This is a genomic window from Tessaracoccus lubricantis, from assembly GCF_039544535.1.
Classification (GTDB): Bacteria; Actinomycetota; Actinomycetes; order Propionibacteriales; family Propionibacteriaceae; genus Arachnia; species Arachnia lubricantis.
Map to the genome: position 1 here is coordinate 52,867 of NZ_BAABLV010000020.1, position 13,493 is coordinate 66,359.

At 68.7% G+C, this 13,493-nt stretch carries 14 protein-coding genes; 7 read left to right on the forward strand and 7 right to left on the reverse strand.

The window, feature by feature from the left end; translation table 11 throughout:
- Positions 1-35 precede the first annotated feature (35 nt).
- Both rmuC and ABEA30_RS06430 read left to right on the forward strand, forming a co-directional pair.
- Entirely contained in the window at positions 36-1,556 is a 1,521-nt protein-coding gene (gene rmuC, locus ABEA30_RS06425; RefSeq protein ID WP_345580703.1) for a DNA recombination protein RmuC, read from the forward strand.
- A 21-nt stretch (positions 1,557-1,577) separates the two neighbouring features.
- Positions 1,578-2,846: a M18 family aminopeptidase gene (locus tag ABEA30_RS06430; protein WP_345580706.1), complete on the forward strand. Its 1,269-nt coding sequence runs from the start codon at positions 1,578-1,580 to the stop codon at positions 2,844-2,846.
- A gap of 21 nt (positions 2,847-2,867) precedes the next feature.
- Here ABEA30_RS06430 and ABEA30_RS06435 read toward each other — a convergent pair whose 3' ends face one another.
- Genes ABEA30_RS06435 through ABEA30_RS06450 form a run of 4 tightly spaced genes read right to left on the reverse strand, consistent with a single transcriptional unit; the run spans position 2,868 to position 6,704 of the window.
- Positions 2,868-3,731 carry an iron ABC transporter ATP-binding protein gene (locus tag ABEA30_RS06435; protein WP_345580711.1) on the reverse strand — a complete coding sequence of 288 codons (864 nt, stop codon included), beginning with the start codon at positions 3,729-3,731 and terminating at the stop codon, positions 2,868-2,870.
- On the reverse strand, positions 3,728-4,726 hold the full coding sequence (locus ABEA30_RS06440) for an iron chelate uptake ABC transporter family permease subunit (protein WP_345580714.1): 999 nt from the start codon (positions 4,724-4,726) through the stop codon (positions 3,728-3,730). The genes ABEA30_RS06435 and ABEA30_RS06440 overlap by 4 nt, the downstream gene beginning before the upstream one ends.
- Positions 4,723-5,742 carry an ABC transporter permease gene (locus tag ABEA30_RS06445; protein WP_345580717.1) on the reverse strand — a complete coding sequence of 340 codons (1,020 nt, stop codon included), beginning with the start codon at positions 5,740-5,742 and terminating at the stop codon, positions 4,723-4,725. The genes ABEA30_RS06440 and ABEA30_RS06445 overlap by 4 nt, the downstream gene beginning before the upstream one ends.
- Positions 5,739-6,704: a siderophore ABC transporter substrate-binding protein gene (locus ABEA30_RS06450; protein WP_345580720.1), complete on the reverse strand. Its 966-nt coding sequence runs from the start codon at positions 6,702-6,704 to the stop codon at positions 5,739-5,741. Before ABEA30_RS06450 ends, ABEA30_RS06445 begins: the two co-directional genes overlap by 4 nt.
- A gap of 441 nt (positions 6,705-7,145) precedes the next feature.
- Between ABEA30_RS06450 and ychF the strand changes: the two genes are divergently transcribed.
- From ychF to ABEA30_RS06470, 4 genes are all read left to right on the forward strand, one after another.
- A complete protein-coding gene (ychF, locus tag ABEA30_RS06455; RefSeq protein WP_345580723.1) occupies positions 7,146-8,219 on the forward strand; it encodes a redox-regulated ATPase YchF in 1,074 nt (357 codons plus the stop codon).
- Positions 8,220-8,367: 148 nt separating this feature from the next.
- A complete protein-coding gene (locus ABEA30_RS06460; protein WP_345580726.1) occupies positions 8,368-8,739 on the forward strand; it encodes a hypothetical protein in 372 nt (123 codons plus the stop codon).
- A 324-nt stretch (positions 8,740-9,063) separates the two neighbouring features.
- Positions 9,064-9,297 carry a FitA-like ribbon-helix-helix domain-containing protein gene (locus tag ABEA30_RS06465; protein ID WP_345580728.1) on the forward strand — a complete coding sequence of 78 codons (234 nt, stop codon included), beginning with the start codon at positions 9,064-9,066 and terminating at the stop codon, positions 9,295-9,297.
- Complete coding sequence (locus ABEA30_RS06470) at positions 9,294-9,719, forward strand: type II toxin-antitoxin system VapC family toxin (protein WP_345580730.1); 426 nt, start codon at positions 9,294-9,296, stop codon at positions 9,717-9,719. The genes ABEA30_RS06465 and ABEA30_RS06470 overlap by 4 nt, the downstream gene beginning before the upstream one ends.
- A 364-nt stretch (positions 9,720-10,083) precedes the next feature.
- Here ABEA30_RS06470 and ABEA30_RS06475 read toward each other — a convergent pair whose 3' ends face one another.
- From ABEA30_RS06475 to ABEA30_RS06485, 3 genes are read right to left on the reverse strand one after another with little or no spacing between them, the layout of a single operon-like run.
- Positions 10,084-10,767 carry a DNA methyltransferase gene (locus tag ABEA30_RS06475; RefSeq protein ID WP_345580733.1) on the reverse strand — a complete coding sequence of 228 codons (684 nt, stop codon included), beginning with the start codon at positions 10,765-10,767 and terminating at the stop codon, positions 10,084-10,086.
- A 58-nt stretch (positions 10,768-10,825) separates the two neighbouring features.
- On the reverse strand, positions 10,826-11,851 hold the full coding sequence (locus ABEA30_RS06480) for a WD40 repeat domain-containing protein (protein ID WP_345580736.1): 1,026 nt from the start codon (positions 11,849-11,851) through the stop codon (positions 10,826-10,828).
- Positions 11,848-12,876, reverse strand: coding sequence for a CobW family GTP-binding protein (locus ABEA30_RS06485; RefSeq protein ID WP_345580739.1), 1,029 nt, complete (start codon positions 12,874-12,876; stop codon positions 11,848-11,850). Before ABEA30_RS06485 ends, ABEA30_RS06480 begins: the two co-directional genes overlap by 4 nt.
- 175 nt (positions 12,877-13,051) lie before the next feature.
- Here ABEA30_RS06485 and arr point away from each other — a divergent pair, with 175 nt between their 5' ends.
- A complete protein-coding gene (gene arr, locus ABEA30_RS06490; protein ID WP_345580742.1) occupies positions 13,052-13,477 on the forward strand; it encodes an NAD(+)--rifampin ADP-ribosyltransferase in 426 nt (141 codons plus the stop codon).
- Positions 13,478-13,493: the final 16 nt, after the last annotated feature.

A 13,493-nucleotide genomic window follows, 5' to 3' on the forward strand; every position in this document is an offset into this window, starting at 1 on the left:
CGGTTTTGTCGGCGGCCGCTGATTAGCTGGGGGACATGGAAGCACTCGCCATCCTCTTCGGGCTCTTCGCCCTCGTCCTGGGCGCCGTCGGAGGCTACCTCCTCGGCCGCCGCAGCACCGCCACGTCGACAGCCTCGGATGCCGCTGCGCGTGAGCAGGAGCAGCGGCAGTTGCTGCAGGCGCGCGACGACGTGGCCCAGGCCCGCGCCGACGCCAGCCGGGCCCGCGAGGAGGCGGCGACGGCCAAGGCCGAGATCGCGCAGGTCCTGGCGGACAAGTCCGAGATGCGCGCGGTGGCGGCGGACGCGCAGCGCCTGGTGGCCGAGGCCCAGCGGGAGACGGCGAAGGTGCAGGCCATGGTGGCAGCCGCGGAGGCGGAGCGCGACGCGGCCGTCCAGAAGGCCCAGGAGCAGGCTGCAGACCGTGAGGTGCTGCTCAACCAGTTCAAGGTGCTCTCGTCGGAGTCGCTCGAGAAGCAGGGCAGGGCCGCAGACGCCGTCGCCGAGCAGCGGATGAAGGCCACCGAGCAGCTGGTGGCGCCGCTGGCCGACGGGCTGCGCCAGATGCAGGAGAAGCTGCAGGCGGTGGAGAAGGACCGCGTGCGGATGGCTGCCGAACTCTCGGAGCAGGTCAACACGGTGCGCGTCTCGGGCGAGGCCATCCGGCGTGAGACCACCAGCCTCAGCCAGGCGCTGCGCACGCCGCAGGTGCGCGGCGCGTGGGGTGAGCGCAGCCTCAAGCGCATCGTCGAGATCTCGGGCCTGACGGAGCGCTGTGACTTCGACACGCAGCAGAGCTACACCTCGGACGACGGCCTGTTCCGCCCTGACCTCCGCGTCAACCTGCCTGCCGGCAAGGTGATCTTCGTCGACGCCAAGGTGCCGCTGTCGGCGGTCCTCGAGGCCTACAACACGGAGGACGCGGAGGCGCAGCGCGGGCACTTCGCCACGTTCGCCAGGCACGTCAAGACCCACATCGACCAGTTGGCGGGCAAGAACTACTGGCAGCTCGACCTGGGCTCGCCGGAGTTCGTCGTGCTGTACCTGCCGTCGGACGAGTTCTACCGCCTCGCCATGGAACACATGCCAGACCTGCACGACTACGCCACCCGCAAGCACGTGGTGCTGGCCTCGCCCGGGCTGCTCATCCCGCAGCTGCAGATCGTGGCCAACGGCTGGAAGCAGGTCGCGCTGGCGGAGACGGCCGGCGAGATCTCCAAGTTGGGTCGCGAGCTCTACGAGCGGCTGGCCACCCTCGGCGGCCACTTCGAGCGGCTCGGCCGCTCGCTCGGCACTGCCGTGACGAACTACAACAAGGCGGTCGGCGCGCTGGAGAGCCGCGTTATGGTCTCGGCCCGCCGCTTTCGCGACTACGAGGTCTCGTCGGAGGAGCTGGCCCAGCTCAGTGGCGTCGACGACACGCCCCGGCAGGTGACGGTGACGGAGATGCTCGACTACGAGGAGATGCGCGAGCGTGAGCGCGGCCTGCTGTCGTCGGAGCCGTCGCTGCTCGACCCGCCCGTGCGTCAGCTGCCCCGGGCCACCGACGTCGGCTGAGGCGGGGCTATCTTGGAGGCCATGCTCAGCACCGCCCCAGACCACATCGCAGACCTCGCCGGCTTCGTGACGGCCTCGCCCACCAGCTACCACGCCGCAGCCACCATGGCGCAGCGGCTCCGGGCGGTGGGCTTCGAGGAGCTGGATCCGCGCCGCCCCTTCCGCGGCGTCACGGGCAAGCGGTTCATCCAGCGCGACGGCGCCGTGGTCGCCTGGGTCGCGCCGGAGGAACTGGCGGAGGACGCGGGCTTCCGCATCGTCGGCACCCACACGGATTCGCCGTCGTTCAAGGTGAAGCCGGGAGACCCGATCCGCAGCGGAGGCTGGACGCAGGTGGGCGTCGAGGTCTACGGCGGGCCGTTGCTGAACTCATGGCTCGACCGTGACCTGGGCATCGCGGGCCGCATCGTCACCCGCAGCGGTGAGAGCCACCTGGTCAGGAGCGGGCCCATCGCCCGCATCCCGCAGCTGGCCATCCACCTCGACCGCGGCGCCAACGACGCGCTGAAGCTCGACAAGCAGCAGCACATGCAGCCGGTGGTCGCCGTCGACCTGAAGCGCCCCGTGATGGAGCACCTCGCGGAGCTGGCCGGCATCCCGGCCGCCGACATCGCCTTCCACGACCTGTACCTGTTCGACACGCAGCGCCCGGCCGTCATCGGCGCCGAGGAGGAGTTCTTCGCGTCGGGCCGGCTCGACAACCTGTCGTCGACGCACGCCGGCCTCACGGCGCTGGAGTCGACGAAGGTCGGCACCGACGTCGCCGTGCTGGTCGCGTTCGACCACGAGGAGGTGGGGTCAGACACCACCACGGGCGCCGGTGGGCCCATCCTGCAGGACGTGCTGGAGCGCATCGCCGCCGGATACGGGCTCGGCCTCGACGCCACCCGCGCACTGTTGGCGCGGTCCAGCTGCATCTCCGCGGACTCCGGCCACCTGGTGCACCCCAACTACGTGGGGCACCACGACCCCAAGAACCACCCGCAGCCCAACGGCGGGCCGCTGCTGAAGATCAACGCCAACCAGCGCTATGCCACCGACGCGCGGGGTGCGGCCATCTGGCTGGCCGCGTGCGAGCAGGCGGGGGTGCCCACGCAGCCGTTCGTGTCGAACAACTCGATCCCGTGCGGCTCCACGATCGGCCCCATCACGGCAACCCGGCTGGGCATCACCACCGTCGACGTCGGCATCGGGCTGCTGAGCATGCACTCGGCCCGGGAGCTGTGCGGCGTGCAGGACGCGTGGTTCCTGGCGAGGGCGTTGGAGGCGTACTACTCGTCAGCGGCCTGACGCCTCCCCGGCCGGCGGGGCTCAGGCCGACTGTTGGCTCAGCGTCAGCGGCACCGGCGCGTTGACCGTGCCGTCCATGCAGCAGCCGTCGCGCTGGGAGCGGTGGCAGTTGTTGCAGGTGGGCACCGGCAGGTAGAAGTGCGCGATGGGGCGGCCGCGGAACTCGGCCACCTCGATGTCGAGGTCGAACACCTCACGCAGCAGGCCGGGACGCACGATCTCGTTCGGAGTGCCGACGGAGTGGATGCGGCCGTGCTTCATGGCGACGATCTGGTCGGCCCAGCAGCTGGCGTAGTTGATGTCATGCACCACGATCACGACGGTCTTGCCCAGCTCGTCGGCGGCGCGGCGCAGCGTCTGCAGCATGCCGTGGGCGTGGGAGACGTCGAGGTTGTTGAGGGGCTCGTCGAGCAGCACGTACTCCGTGTCCTGCGCGAGCACCATGGCGACGAAGGCACGCTGCCGCTGGCCGCCGCTCATCTCGTCGAGGAAGCGGTCGCGCAGGTCGTCCAGGCCCATCCACCCGATGGCGCGGTCGATGGCCTCCCGGTCCTCCTTCGTGTGGCGCCCGCCGCTGTGCGGGTAGCGGCCGAAGCCCACCAGGTCGGTGACGGTGAGCCGCGACTGCACGTCGTTGTTCTGCCGCAGGATGGCCAGACGCTTCGCCAGCTCGCGGGAGTCGGCCTTGGCCACGTCGAGGTCGCCGACGGTGATCGCGCCCTCGTCGGCGCCCAGGAGGCGGGCCACCATCGACAGCAGCGTCGACTTGCCGGCGCCGTTGGCGCCCACGATCGCGGTGACGCCGCCGGTGGGCAGCGACACCGTGACGTCGTCGACGACGACGGACTTGCCGTAGCGCTTGGTGACGTCCTTGACCTCGATCATGAGCGGGCGACCTTCCTGATGACGAGCCAGATGAACGCGATGCCACCGGCGAATTCGATGATGACGGACAGCACGGTGCCCAGCCCGAACACCTGCTCGAGGATGGCCTGGCCGGCCACGATGACGCCGACGCCGAGCAGTCCTGCCATCGGCATGGTGAAGGCATGCTTGCCGGTGCCGGCAACCTGGTAGGCCACCGCCGCCACGATGAGGCCGAGGAACGTGATGGGGCCCACGAGCGCCGTCGAGACGCACACGAGCAGCGTGGCCACCAGCAGCACGGCGCGCACCGTGCGCTGGTAGGGGACCCCCAGCGAGACGGCGGCCTCGCGTCCGAGCGTGAGCACGTCGAGCGCGTTGCGCTGGCGCCACAGCCACCAGCTTGCGCCCGCGACGATGACGGCGCCGACGCCGATCAGCTCCGGGTTGACGGCGTTGAACGAGGCGAAGAGGTTGCCCTGCAGCACGAGGTAGCTGGTGGGGTCCAGCACGCGGCTGATCAGCGACGAGAACGACCGCAGGATGGAGCCCAGCACCAGGCCGGCGAGCACCACGAGGTACACGGACCGGCCCTTGCGGCCGAAGAGCAGGCCGGTGAGCATCATGGCGGAGGCCAGCATGAGCGCCACGATGATGCCGAACATGGCGTAGGGGCCGATCGTGGAGACGAAGCTGACGCCGAGCAGGAAGATGAGGGCGGTCTGGATGAAGGCGTAGAGGGCGTCGAGGCCGAGGATCGACGGCGTCAACAGCCGGTTGTTGGTGACCGTCTGGAACGCAACCGTCGCCACCCCGGTCGCCCAGCCGACGAGCACCATGGCGGCCACCTTGCGGCCGCGGAAGGGCAGGACGAAGTCGAGGCTGCCGCTGGCGTTGATGGTCATGAACGCGACGACGGCCAGCAGGCACACGCCCAGGGCCACCCAGAGCCGGGCGGCGGGGGTGAGGCTGCGTCGGGTCCGGGTGTGTTCCGGGTGGAAGGCGACGGTGGTCATCGGGCCGTCCTCAGCTTGCCGGTGAGCAGGAGCGCGAGGAACGTGGTGCCGCCCAGCGCCCCGGAGATGGTGCCCACCGGGATCTCGTAGGGGAAGTTGACGGTGCGGGCCAGCAGGTCGCAGACCAGCACGAAGCCGGCGCCGGCGAGCGCGGTCCAGGCGATGTTGCGGCGGAGGTTGTCGCCGCGCCACATCGCGATCAGGTTGGGGATGATGAGGCCGACGAAGCCGATGGAGCCCACCACCACGAGCGTCACCGCGGAGGCGACGGCCACGAGTGCGAGGCCGAGGTTGAGGGTGGCCCTGTAGGAGAGGCCGAGCGACGTCGCCTGCTCCTCGCCGAGCGAGGCGACGGTGAAGCGGTCCGCGAACACCCAGAGGATCACGCCGACGGCGGCCAGCAGCCACAGCAGCTCGTAGCGGCCGCGCAGCACGCCGGAGAAGTCGCCCTGCATCCAGATGCCGAGGCTCTGGAGGAGGTCGAAGTGGTAGGCGACGAACGTGGTGCCGGCGGAGATGACGCCGGCCAGCATGATGCCCACGAGCGGCACGGCGACGATGGGCGCGCGCGGCGGGAGGCTGCGGATGAGGCGCACGAACAGGGCCGTGCCGGCCAGGGCGGTGATGACGGCGATGACCATCTTCAGCCACAGGGGGGCGCTGGGGAAGGCCATCACCGCGATGAGGATGCCCACGCCCGCAGACTCGGAGGTGCCCACCGTCGAGGGCTCCACGAAGCGGTTGCGCACCAGCAGTTGCATCAGCAGGCCGGACAGCGCCAGGGCCGCGCCGGCCAGCAGCACGGCGACGGTGCGGGGGATGCGGGAGGCGTAGAGGTTGAGCCACTGCTGGTCGGTCATCTCGCCGGAGACGAGGTCCCAGGGGGACAGGTCTGCGACACCGACGAACAGCGAGACCGCAGCCATCGCCACCAGCGCGGCGAGCCCGCCGACCCACCCCCAGTTGAGGGGGCGGACGGCGGGCCGACGCGGGGTGCGGGTGGCTGTCAGGGTCACAGCTCGGCTGCCACCCCGTTGATCATCTCGACGGCGTTGTTGACGCCGTGGATCAGGATGTACCACCGCTGGCCGTCGAGGTAGACGACGTCGTCGTTGGCCCAGGCCGTGGTCTGGGCGATCAACTCGTTGTCGAGCACCTGCTCGGCGGCGGCGCCCTCCTGGCCGATGGCGGAGTCGCGGTCCACCACGAACATGATGTCGGGGTTCGCCTGCTGGATGGCCTCGAAGGAGATGGCGTCGCCGTGAGCCTCGGCCTCGACGTCGGAGATGGTGGGCTCGATGCCCAGGTCGTTGAACAGCGCGTTGTAGCGCGACTGCGTGCCGTGCGCCGAGACCTTGCCGCCGGAGGTCATGAGCACCATGGCGTTCTTGCCTGCGGGCACCTTGTCCTTGGCGGCCTCGATGGCGTCGGAGAGTTCCTTGAGTTCGGCGTCGGCCTTGTCCTGCGTGCCGGTGGCGGCGGCGAGGATCTCGGTGGCGTAGGCGACGCCGTCGTAGAAGCTCTTCGAGTAGTCGTAGGTGATGTCGACCGTGGGGGCGATCTTGTTCAGTTCGGGAACGTGCTTGGCGGAGCGGAAGCCGGCGACGATGAGGTCGGGCTCCAGGCCGGCGATGACCTCGAAGTTGGGCTCCTGCAGGGTGCCGATGTCGGTGGTGGAGTCAGCGCCGTAGGCCTCGACGGGGGCGGGGATGACGCCGCCCTTCGGGATGCCGATGACCGACTCGCCGACGCCGAGCGCGTCGAGGGTGTCGAGCGCGCCGAAGTCGAGGACGACGATCTTGGTGGCGGGGGCGTCGAGTTCGAGCGTGCCCTGGGTGTGTTCGACGGAGATGGCCTGGCCGGCGGCGGCGGTGCTCTCGCCAGCGGCGCCGGACTGCGGTTCGGGGGTCCCGCAGGCGGTGAGGGCGAGGGCAGCAGCGGCCGCGGTGGCGGCCAGGATGCGCAGCGTGTGCTTCATCTGGGTCTTTCGGTAGGTATCGATTGTCGCGACTTAGGCAAGCCTAACCATGAGTATTAAAGCTAAGCAAATGTGCCCAAAATGCGGGATGGGTGGGGGTTCTGCGGTTCCGGGCTCCCGCCGTCGTCGGTCCGCGCCGGGTTAGGCGCGTGTCGGGGTGCGGGGCAAAGTGAAGTTGTGCAGGGATGCTGGTGCACAACTCAACTCTGCTGGGCCGAGGCTCGGGGCCCTGGGCGGGCATAGTGAAGTTGTGCAGGGATGCTGGTGCACAACTCAACTCTGCTGGGCCGAGGCTCGGGGCCTTGGGCGGGCATAGTGAAGTTGTGCAGCGATGCTGGTGCACAACTTCACTCAGCTTGCACTCGGGAGGGGGTCCGACGGCGGGCCGGGCGGGTGCGCGCCATTCGGCCGGTCCAGCGCTGGGCGGTAAGCTCTCCCGACGTGGCACTCACCATTGGAATCGTCGGCCTCCCCAACGCCGGCAAGTCGACCCTGTTCAACGCACTGACTCGGGCGGAGGTGCTCGCGGCGAACTACCCGTTCGCGACGATCGAGCCCAACGTCGGCGTGGTCGGCGTGCCGGACCCGCGTCTCGCGGATCTCGCGAAGGTGTTCGGCTCCGAGCGGATCGTGCCCGCCGTCGTCAGCTTCGTCGACATCGCCGGCATCGTGAAGGGCGCCTCGCAGGGCGAGGGCATGGGCAACGCGTTCCTCGCCAACATCCGTGAGGCCGACGCCATCTGCCAGGTCACCCGCGTGTTCGACGACGTGGACGTCACGCATGTCGACGGCAAGGTGGACCCGGCCTCCGACATCGACACCATCACCACCGAACTGATCCTCGCAGACCTCGCCACGGTCGAGAAGGCGCTGCCGCGCGTCGAGAAGGAGGCGCGGATCAAGAAGGAGACGCAGCCGAAGCTCGAGGCGTTCAAGGCCGCCAAGGATGCGCTCGAGTCGGGCAAGGGTGTGCGCGCCGCCGGGCTCGACACCGAGGAGCTTCAGGAGCTTCACCTGCTCACGGCCAAGCCGTACCTCTACGTGTTCAACTGCGACCAGGACGAGCTGGGCGACGAGGAGCTCAAGGAGAGGATGCGGGCCCTCGTGGCGCCGTCGGAGGCGATCTTCCTCGACGCCAAGTTCGAGTCCGAACTGGTCGAGATGGAGGAGGACGAGGCCCGCGAGTTCCTCGCCGAGATGGGCGTGGAGGAGCCCGGCCTCGACGTGCTGGCCCGCGTCGGGTACGACACGCTGGGCCTGCAGAGCTACCTGACCGCCGGCCCCAAGGAGGCCCGCGGGTGGACCATCAAGAAGGGCGCCACGGCGCCCGAGGCGGCTGGAGTGATCCACACCGACTTCCAGAAGGGCTTCATCAAGGCCGAGGTGGTCAGCTTCGGCGACCTGATGGCCGCCGGCTCGATGAATGCAGCCAAGGCCGCCGGCAAGGTGCGCCTTGAGGGCAAGGACTACATCATGGCTGACGGTGACGTGGTGGAGTTCCGCTTCAACGTGTAGTCGCGTTCCGGTTCTCCTCTGGGGAGACCTCTGAGGCCCTCCAAGGCATGCCCGAGCATTGCGTACTACTTGTACAAGTCGTGCGATAGGTGCATGACTTCAGTGGCCCCCTCCCAGTTCGGTAGCCAGCGACGGCTATTCTGCCGAGATGGCTGCTTCGTTCGATCCCGTTTCCACGTCGGCGTCCGTCTCGCTGGAGGGCCGGGTCTTCGCCGGTGTCAGCAACGCGGACACCGGTCAGGTCAGTTCGGCCACGCAGTTCCGCTATCACGAGGATGGCGGTGTCGTCTGGGCAGAATACGACGGTGGGGAGATCGTGCGCGGGTATCTCGTGGGCACCCGTGACGGCGACCGGCTCTCCTTCCGGTATGTGCACCTCGCGACTGACGGTGCCACCGCGAGCGGTGTCTGCGACAGCGTGATCCAGGTGCTCTCGGATGGTCGCGTCCGTTTCAAGGAATCGTGGGCGTGGGAATCCCGACCTGAGACGGGTACGAGCGTGGTCGAAGAGATCCGCTGATCCGATCTGCCGCTGCGTACTGGGCAGAGGCCGTCTCGCAGGATCATGGCCAGAAGTTGCGACCCATGTCGTCGGGCAGGTGGAATTGGAGCTGGAATGACCCCCGGCCGAACGAGCTACGGCTCGAGCGTCGGGCGCTGCGCTGCCGGAACCCGGTCGAGTTCCGCTTCAACGTGTGATCAGCGCTCTTGATCGTTGATTCGAGCATCGCCCCTGTTGCCGCGTCAGGAGGGACCGGGCAGCGTCCCATTGGAGGGTCCTCGCATCTGGCATGGTTGCGACACGCGCCGATATCATGGTTGATATCAGAGGAGGTGGTTGCCGATGTCATCCATCATCGTTCGCGGACTCGACGACACCGTGAAGCAGCAACTCGCCGCGCAGGCGAAGGAGCACGGTCGGTCCATGGAAGCCGAGGTTCGCGACATCCTTACCAAGGCTGTACGCAGGCCGCACATAGGAATCGCCCTGCTGGCTGCCGCGCAGGATGTCGGTGGAGTCGAAGATCTGCCGGTCCCTGTACGCGATGACGTCGCGCGGGCGGTGGACTTCGAGTGATCGTTCTCGACACGAACGTGGTCTCGGAGATATTTCGACCGATGCCTGAGCCGCGCGTGGTGGACTGGCTCGAGTCCCTGGAGGGTGACGTCGCGATTACGTCCGTCACGCTCGCGGAGCTGTTGGCGGGCGTGCGACGGCTGCCAGCTGGTCGGCGCAGAGATGAGCTGACCAGGCGCATCGACGCGGCGCTCGCACCGTACCGGGGCGGCCGCGCTGTGCTGCCGTTCGATGACGTGGCGGCCGACCGCTACGCCGACGTGCTCGTGGCTCGAGGGAGTGCGGGAGCGCCGATCAGTACCGCCGACGCGCAGATCGCCGCGATCTGCCTGACGCACGGCGCAACCTGCGCTACCCGCAGTGTGAAGGACTTCCAGTACACCGGTGTAGAACTGGTGGATCCATGGAAGGTCGACGCGTGACGCATTCGATTGAGATCCTCGCCCACCAGGAACTCACTGAAGCCCTCATCGGGAGTTGTTGGGGGGACGGCTCCCCCTGCCTACGAGCGCTGGCGTGGCCTGCCGAGAGGCTTACGATCGCGAGCTGGGGCCCCGACCGCTGAGTGGTAGGAATCAAGGATGAGCCATGCACGGCGGTCCTGAGGCGCGACGCCGGCGCGGATGTGCGCCACCAGCGCAGCGGTAAGGGCGGAGTCCGCGACCGCCGCGGCGAGCCGGCCGAAGTGTCGGGTTTCGCCACGGATGCCGGCGGCGCTGAGTTGCTCGAGCGGGGCAAGTGCGAATTCTTGGGTTTCCGGGGGGCCTGGCAACCAACCCTGACCGGTCACACCTTCCGCTGGAAGACCAGGAGCGCGTCGGCCACCAGGTCATGCGGCAGCTGGTCCCACACCAGGGTCGTGACGCCGACGGCGGCAAGGTGGCGGCGCACGGCCTTGGCGCAGTCGGAGATCAGCCGCGTCGTGTGGCCCATGTGGTGGATGTCCGCCACGTTCCACACCGCGAAACCGCCGGGCCTGAGGAGACGCGCGCACTGCGCAGCCACCAGCCCCAGTTCCGCGAGGTAGCGGGCGTAGTCGCCGCCGTCCTTCTCATAGGCGGTGAGCGGGTCGGCGTCGTGGTGCGTCTCTGTCATGTAGGGCGGCGAGGTCAACACCAGGTCGACGCTGCCGGGCGGCGCGGCATCCGTCACCAGGCACAGCAGCTCACGCGCATCACCTTCGACGATGTGGGCCGTTGGCACCCGCGCCGAGATGTGGGCCACGCGTTCGGGCAGGAGTTCGACGCCCACCGCCCGTCGCCCCAGCGCCACCGCCCGCTCGATGGTGGTGCCGAAGCCTGCGAAGGGGTCCAGGACCAGCGCGTCCGGGGCCGTGCACCGTTCGATGACGTGGTCGACGGTCTGGGGCAGCATATGCACGTCCTCATCGGCCCCCGGTGGGCGGCTGGCCACGAATGCCTCGAGCGTCGCGTGCAGGGTGGGGGAGAGCGGAGAGGCGGAGGCGGCCATGTACAGGAGCGTAGCCGCGCCCCCGCCACCCGGCGGGCTCCGCCCGACCCGCCGATCCTCAGAGGCTGCCCAGATCCAGGACGTCGAAGACGCGCATCTCACCGCTGCGATCCACCGCCACCAACCGCTCCGGCCCAGCCCACGCGACGGCGGCGATCTCGGCGTCCATCTGCATGGTGCGCGCGGGCCCCACTGCCTGTTGCGGGGTGCCGGCCGTGGCATTCCACAGTGCCACCGTGCCGTCGTCGCCGCCGCTGGCCAGGTGCTCCGCCGAGCCCGGCCGCCACGCCATCGCAGTTATCCGATCATGGGCGCGCAGCGACAGTGGCATCCTCCCCTCAGGCCCCTTGCCCGAGAAGTCCCAGATGGTGATGTCGGGGGCGCCGTCAGCGGCCAGCCACCGGCCCGACTCGTCAAAGACCAACTGTGTGACCTTGTCGGGATAGCCCGACATGGTCAGCTCGCTCGCGTCCCGGGCTCGCCAGATGTGGATGGAGGCGTCCTGATTGCCGCTGCAGATCCACTGCCCGGTGGGGGAGATGGCCAGCGCCAGATGGGAACCGATGTAGGGGTAGACCTTCACCGGCCGAGACTGGTGGCGCTCGTGGGCGCTCACCTCGCCGTAGGCGGCCACCACCAGTCGGCGTCCGGCGCGCATCCAGGCGACATCGGTGACGGTGCTGGCTGCCGGTTCGGTCTCCCAGAGCAGTTCGCCATCCGCCGAGTGCACCAGCGCGCGGCGCCCGGACGCCACCGCGAACCGTTCCTCAGAAGCCCACGCGGCGCGCACCGACCAGCCACCCCCAGCCTCCAGCAGGAGGCGTTGGTCGGCGCACGACCACAGCGCGTAGCCGGCCATGCTCGTGGTGACGAGGTGCTCACCCGACGGCGACAGCGAGACGGTGAGGAGGCCGTCGCCGACGTCGATCCTGTCGGTCACAGAACCGGAAGACAGGTCGACGAACCAGGCATGCCCATCCGCGCCTCCGACGACGGCGGTGCTGCCCCTGACGCTCAGGGATACGGGCGTGTCATCGATGGTGGTGCTCCAGATTCCTGACCCCAGCGCCACTGATTGCGTCATGCGGCCACCCCTGCGGTGGTGAGGCATGCGGCGAAGCCCTGCTTCAGCTCGACGCGGTCGAGGTTGCGGCCGATGAACACCAGCCTGTTGCGGCGGGGCTCACCGGGCTGCCATCCGCGCCCCAGTTCCCTGACGAACAGCATGTGCACGCCTTGGAAGACGTACTGCTGCGCGGCGCCCTCGATGGCCAGGATGCCCTTGGAGCGGAAGATGTCGCCGCCCCTCTGCCTAAGCAGTTCACCGAGCCACGCGCTGAGCCGCTCCTGGTCCAGCTCGCCTTCCAGGTCGATGCCCACCGAGGTGACGGTGCTGTCGTGCTGGTGGTCGGTCTCGGAGAGGAACGACGGGTCGGTGTCGAGGACCCGGTCCAGGTCGAAGGCGTGGACGTCCAGCACGCGGGCGAGGTCGATCTGCGCATGGCGTGCGGGGATGATCTCGGCGGGCGTGTTGATGGCGCGGATCCGGGAGATCACATCAGCGATGGTGTCCTCGTCCACGAGGTCGATCTTGTTCAACACGATGCGGTCGGCGAACGCGATCTGCTCGACGGCCTCGTTCTCGACGCCGTCGGGCTTGACCTCGTCGAGGTGCTGGCGCACGTGGGCGGCGTCCACGAGCGTGACGATGGCGTCGAGTCGGAGCTGGCCTGCGATCTCGTCGTCCATGAAGAAGGTCTGGGCCACCGGGGCGGGGTCTGCGAGCCCGGTGGTTTCGATCAGGATGTGGTCGAACTTCTCACGCCGCCGCATGAGCGCCCCGAGGATGCGGATGAGGTCGCCGCGCACGGTGCAGCAGATGCAGCCGTTGTTCATCTCGAAGATCTCTTCCTCGGCGTTCAGCACGAGGCCGTCGTCGATGCCGATCTCCCCGAATTCGTTCTCGATCACGGCGATCCGCAGCCCGTGGTGCTCCGTCAACACGCGGTTGAGCAGGGTGGTCTTCCCTGATCCGAGGAAGCCCGTCAGCACCGTCACGGGGACCCGGTCGTCGGCCTCTGGCTCGGTGGTGGTGGTTGCTTGTGTCACGGGCGGGGTTCTCCTTCGGGCTGGTTGGCAGTGGCGAGCGCAGCGCGCCTCTGATGCGGTCGGATGCGTCCGGGCGGCATGGCTCAATCTCCCCACAAATGAGAATGATTGTCAATATGACGACCCGCGTGGCGTTCACTCGGTGATCGCGGGGTGTCCGTGCGAGACTCACGTCATGGACATCTCGGACGGGGCGCAAGCGGGCCGCTACTACCACGGCACCCGCGCCGTGCTCGCGCCCGGCGACCTGATCACGGCGGGCCGCCGTTCCAACTACCGCTCTGACGTGATCATGAACCACGTCTACTTCACGGCGCGCGTCGACGGCGGGGGCCTGGCTGCGGAGATCGCAGCGCTGCTCGGGCCCGACGACGCGGAACCGCACGTGTACCTCGTGGAGCCGACCGGGCCGTTCGAGGACGACCCCAACGTCACCGACAAGAAGTTCCCGGGCAACCCGACGTTGTCCTACCGGACGTCGGCTCCTCTACGGGTCGTCGAGGAGGTCACGGGCTGGGCCCGCCTGGAGCCAGCTGAGCTGGAACTGTGGCGCGACAGGTTGACGGCGATGCGCGAGTCGAACGCCGAGATCATCAACTGACCGCTTGGCCCATGTC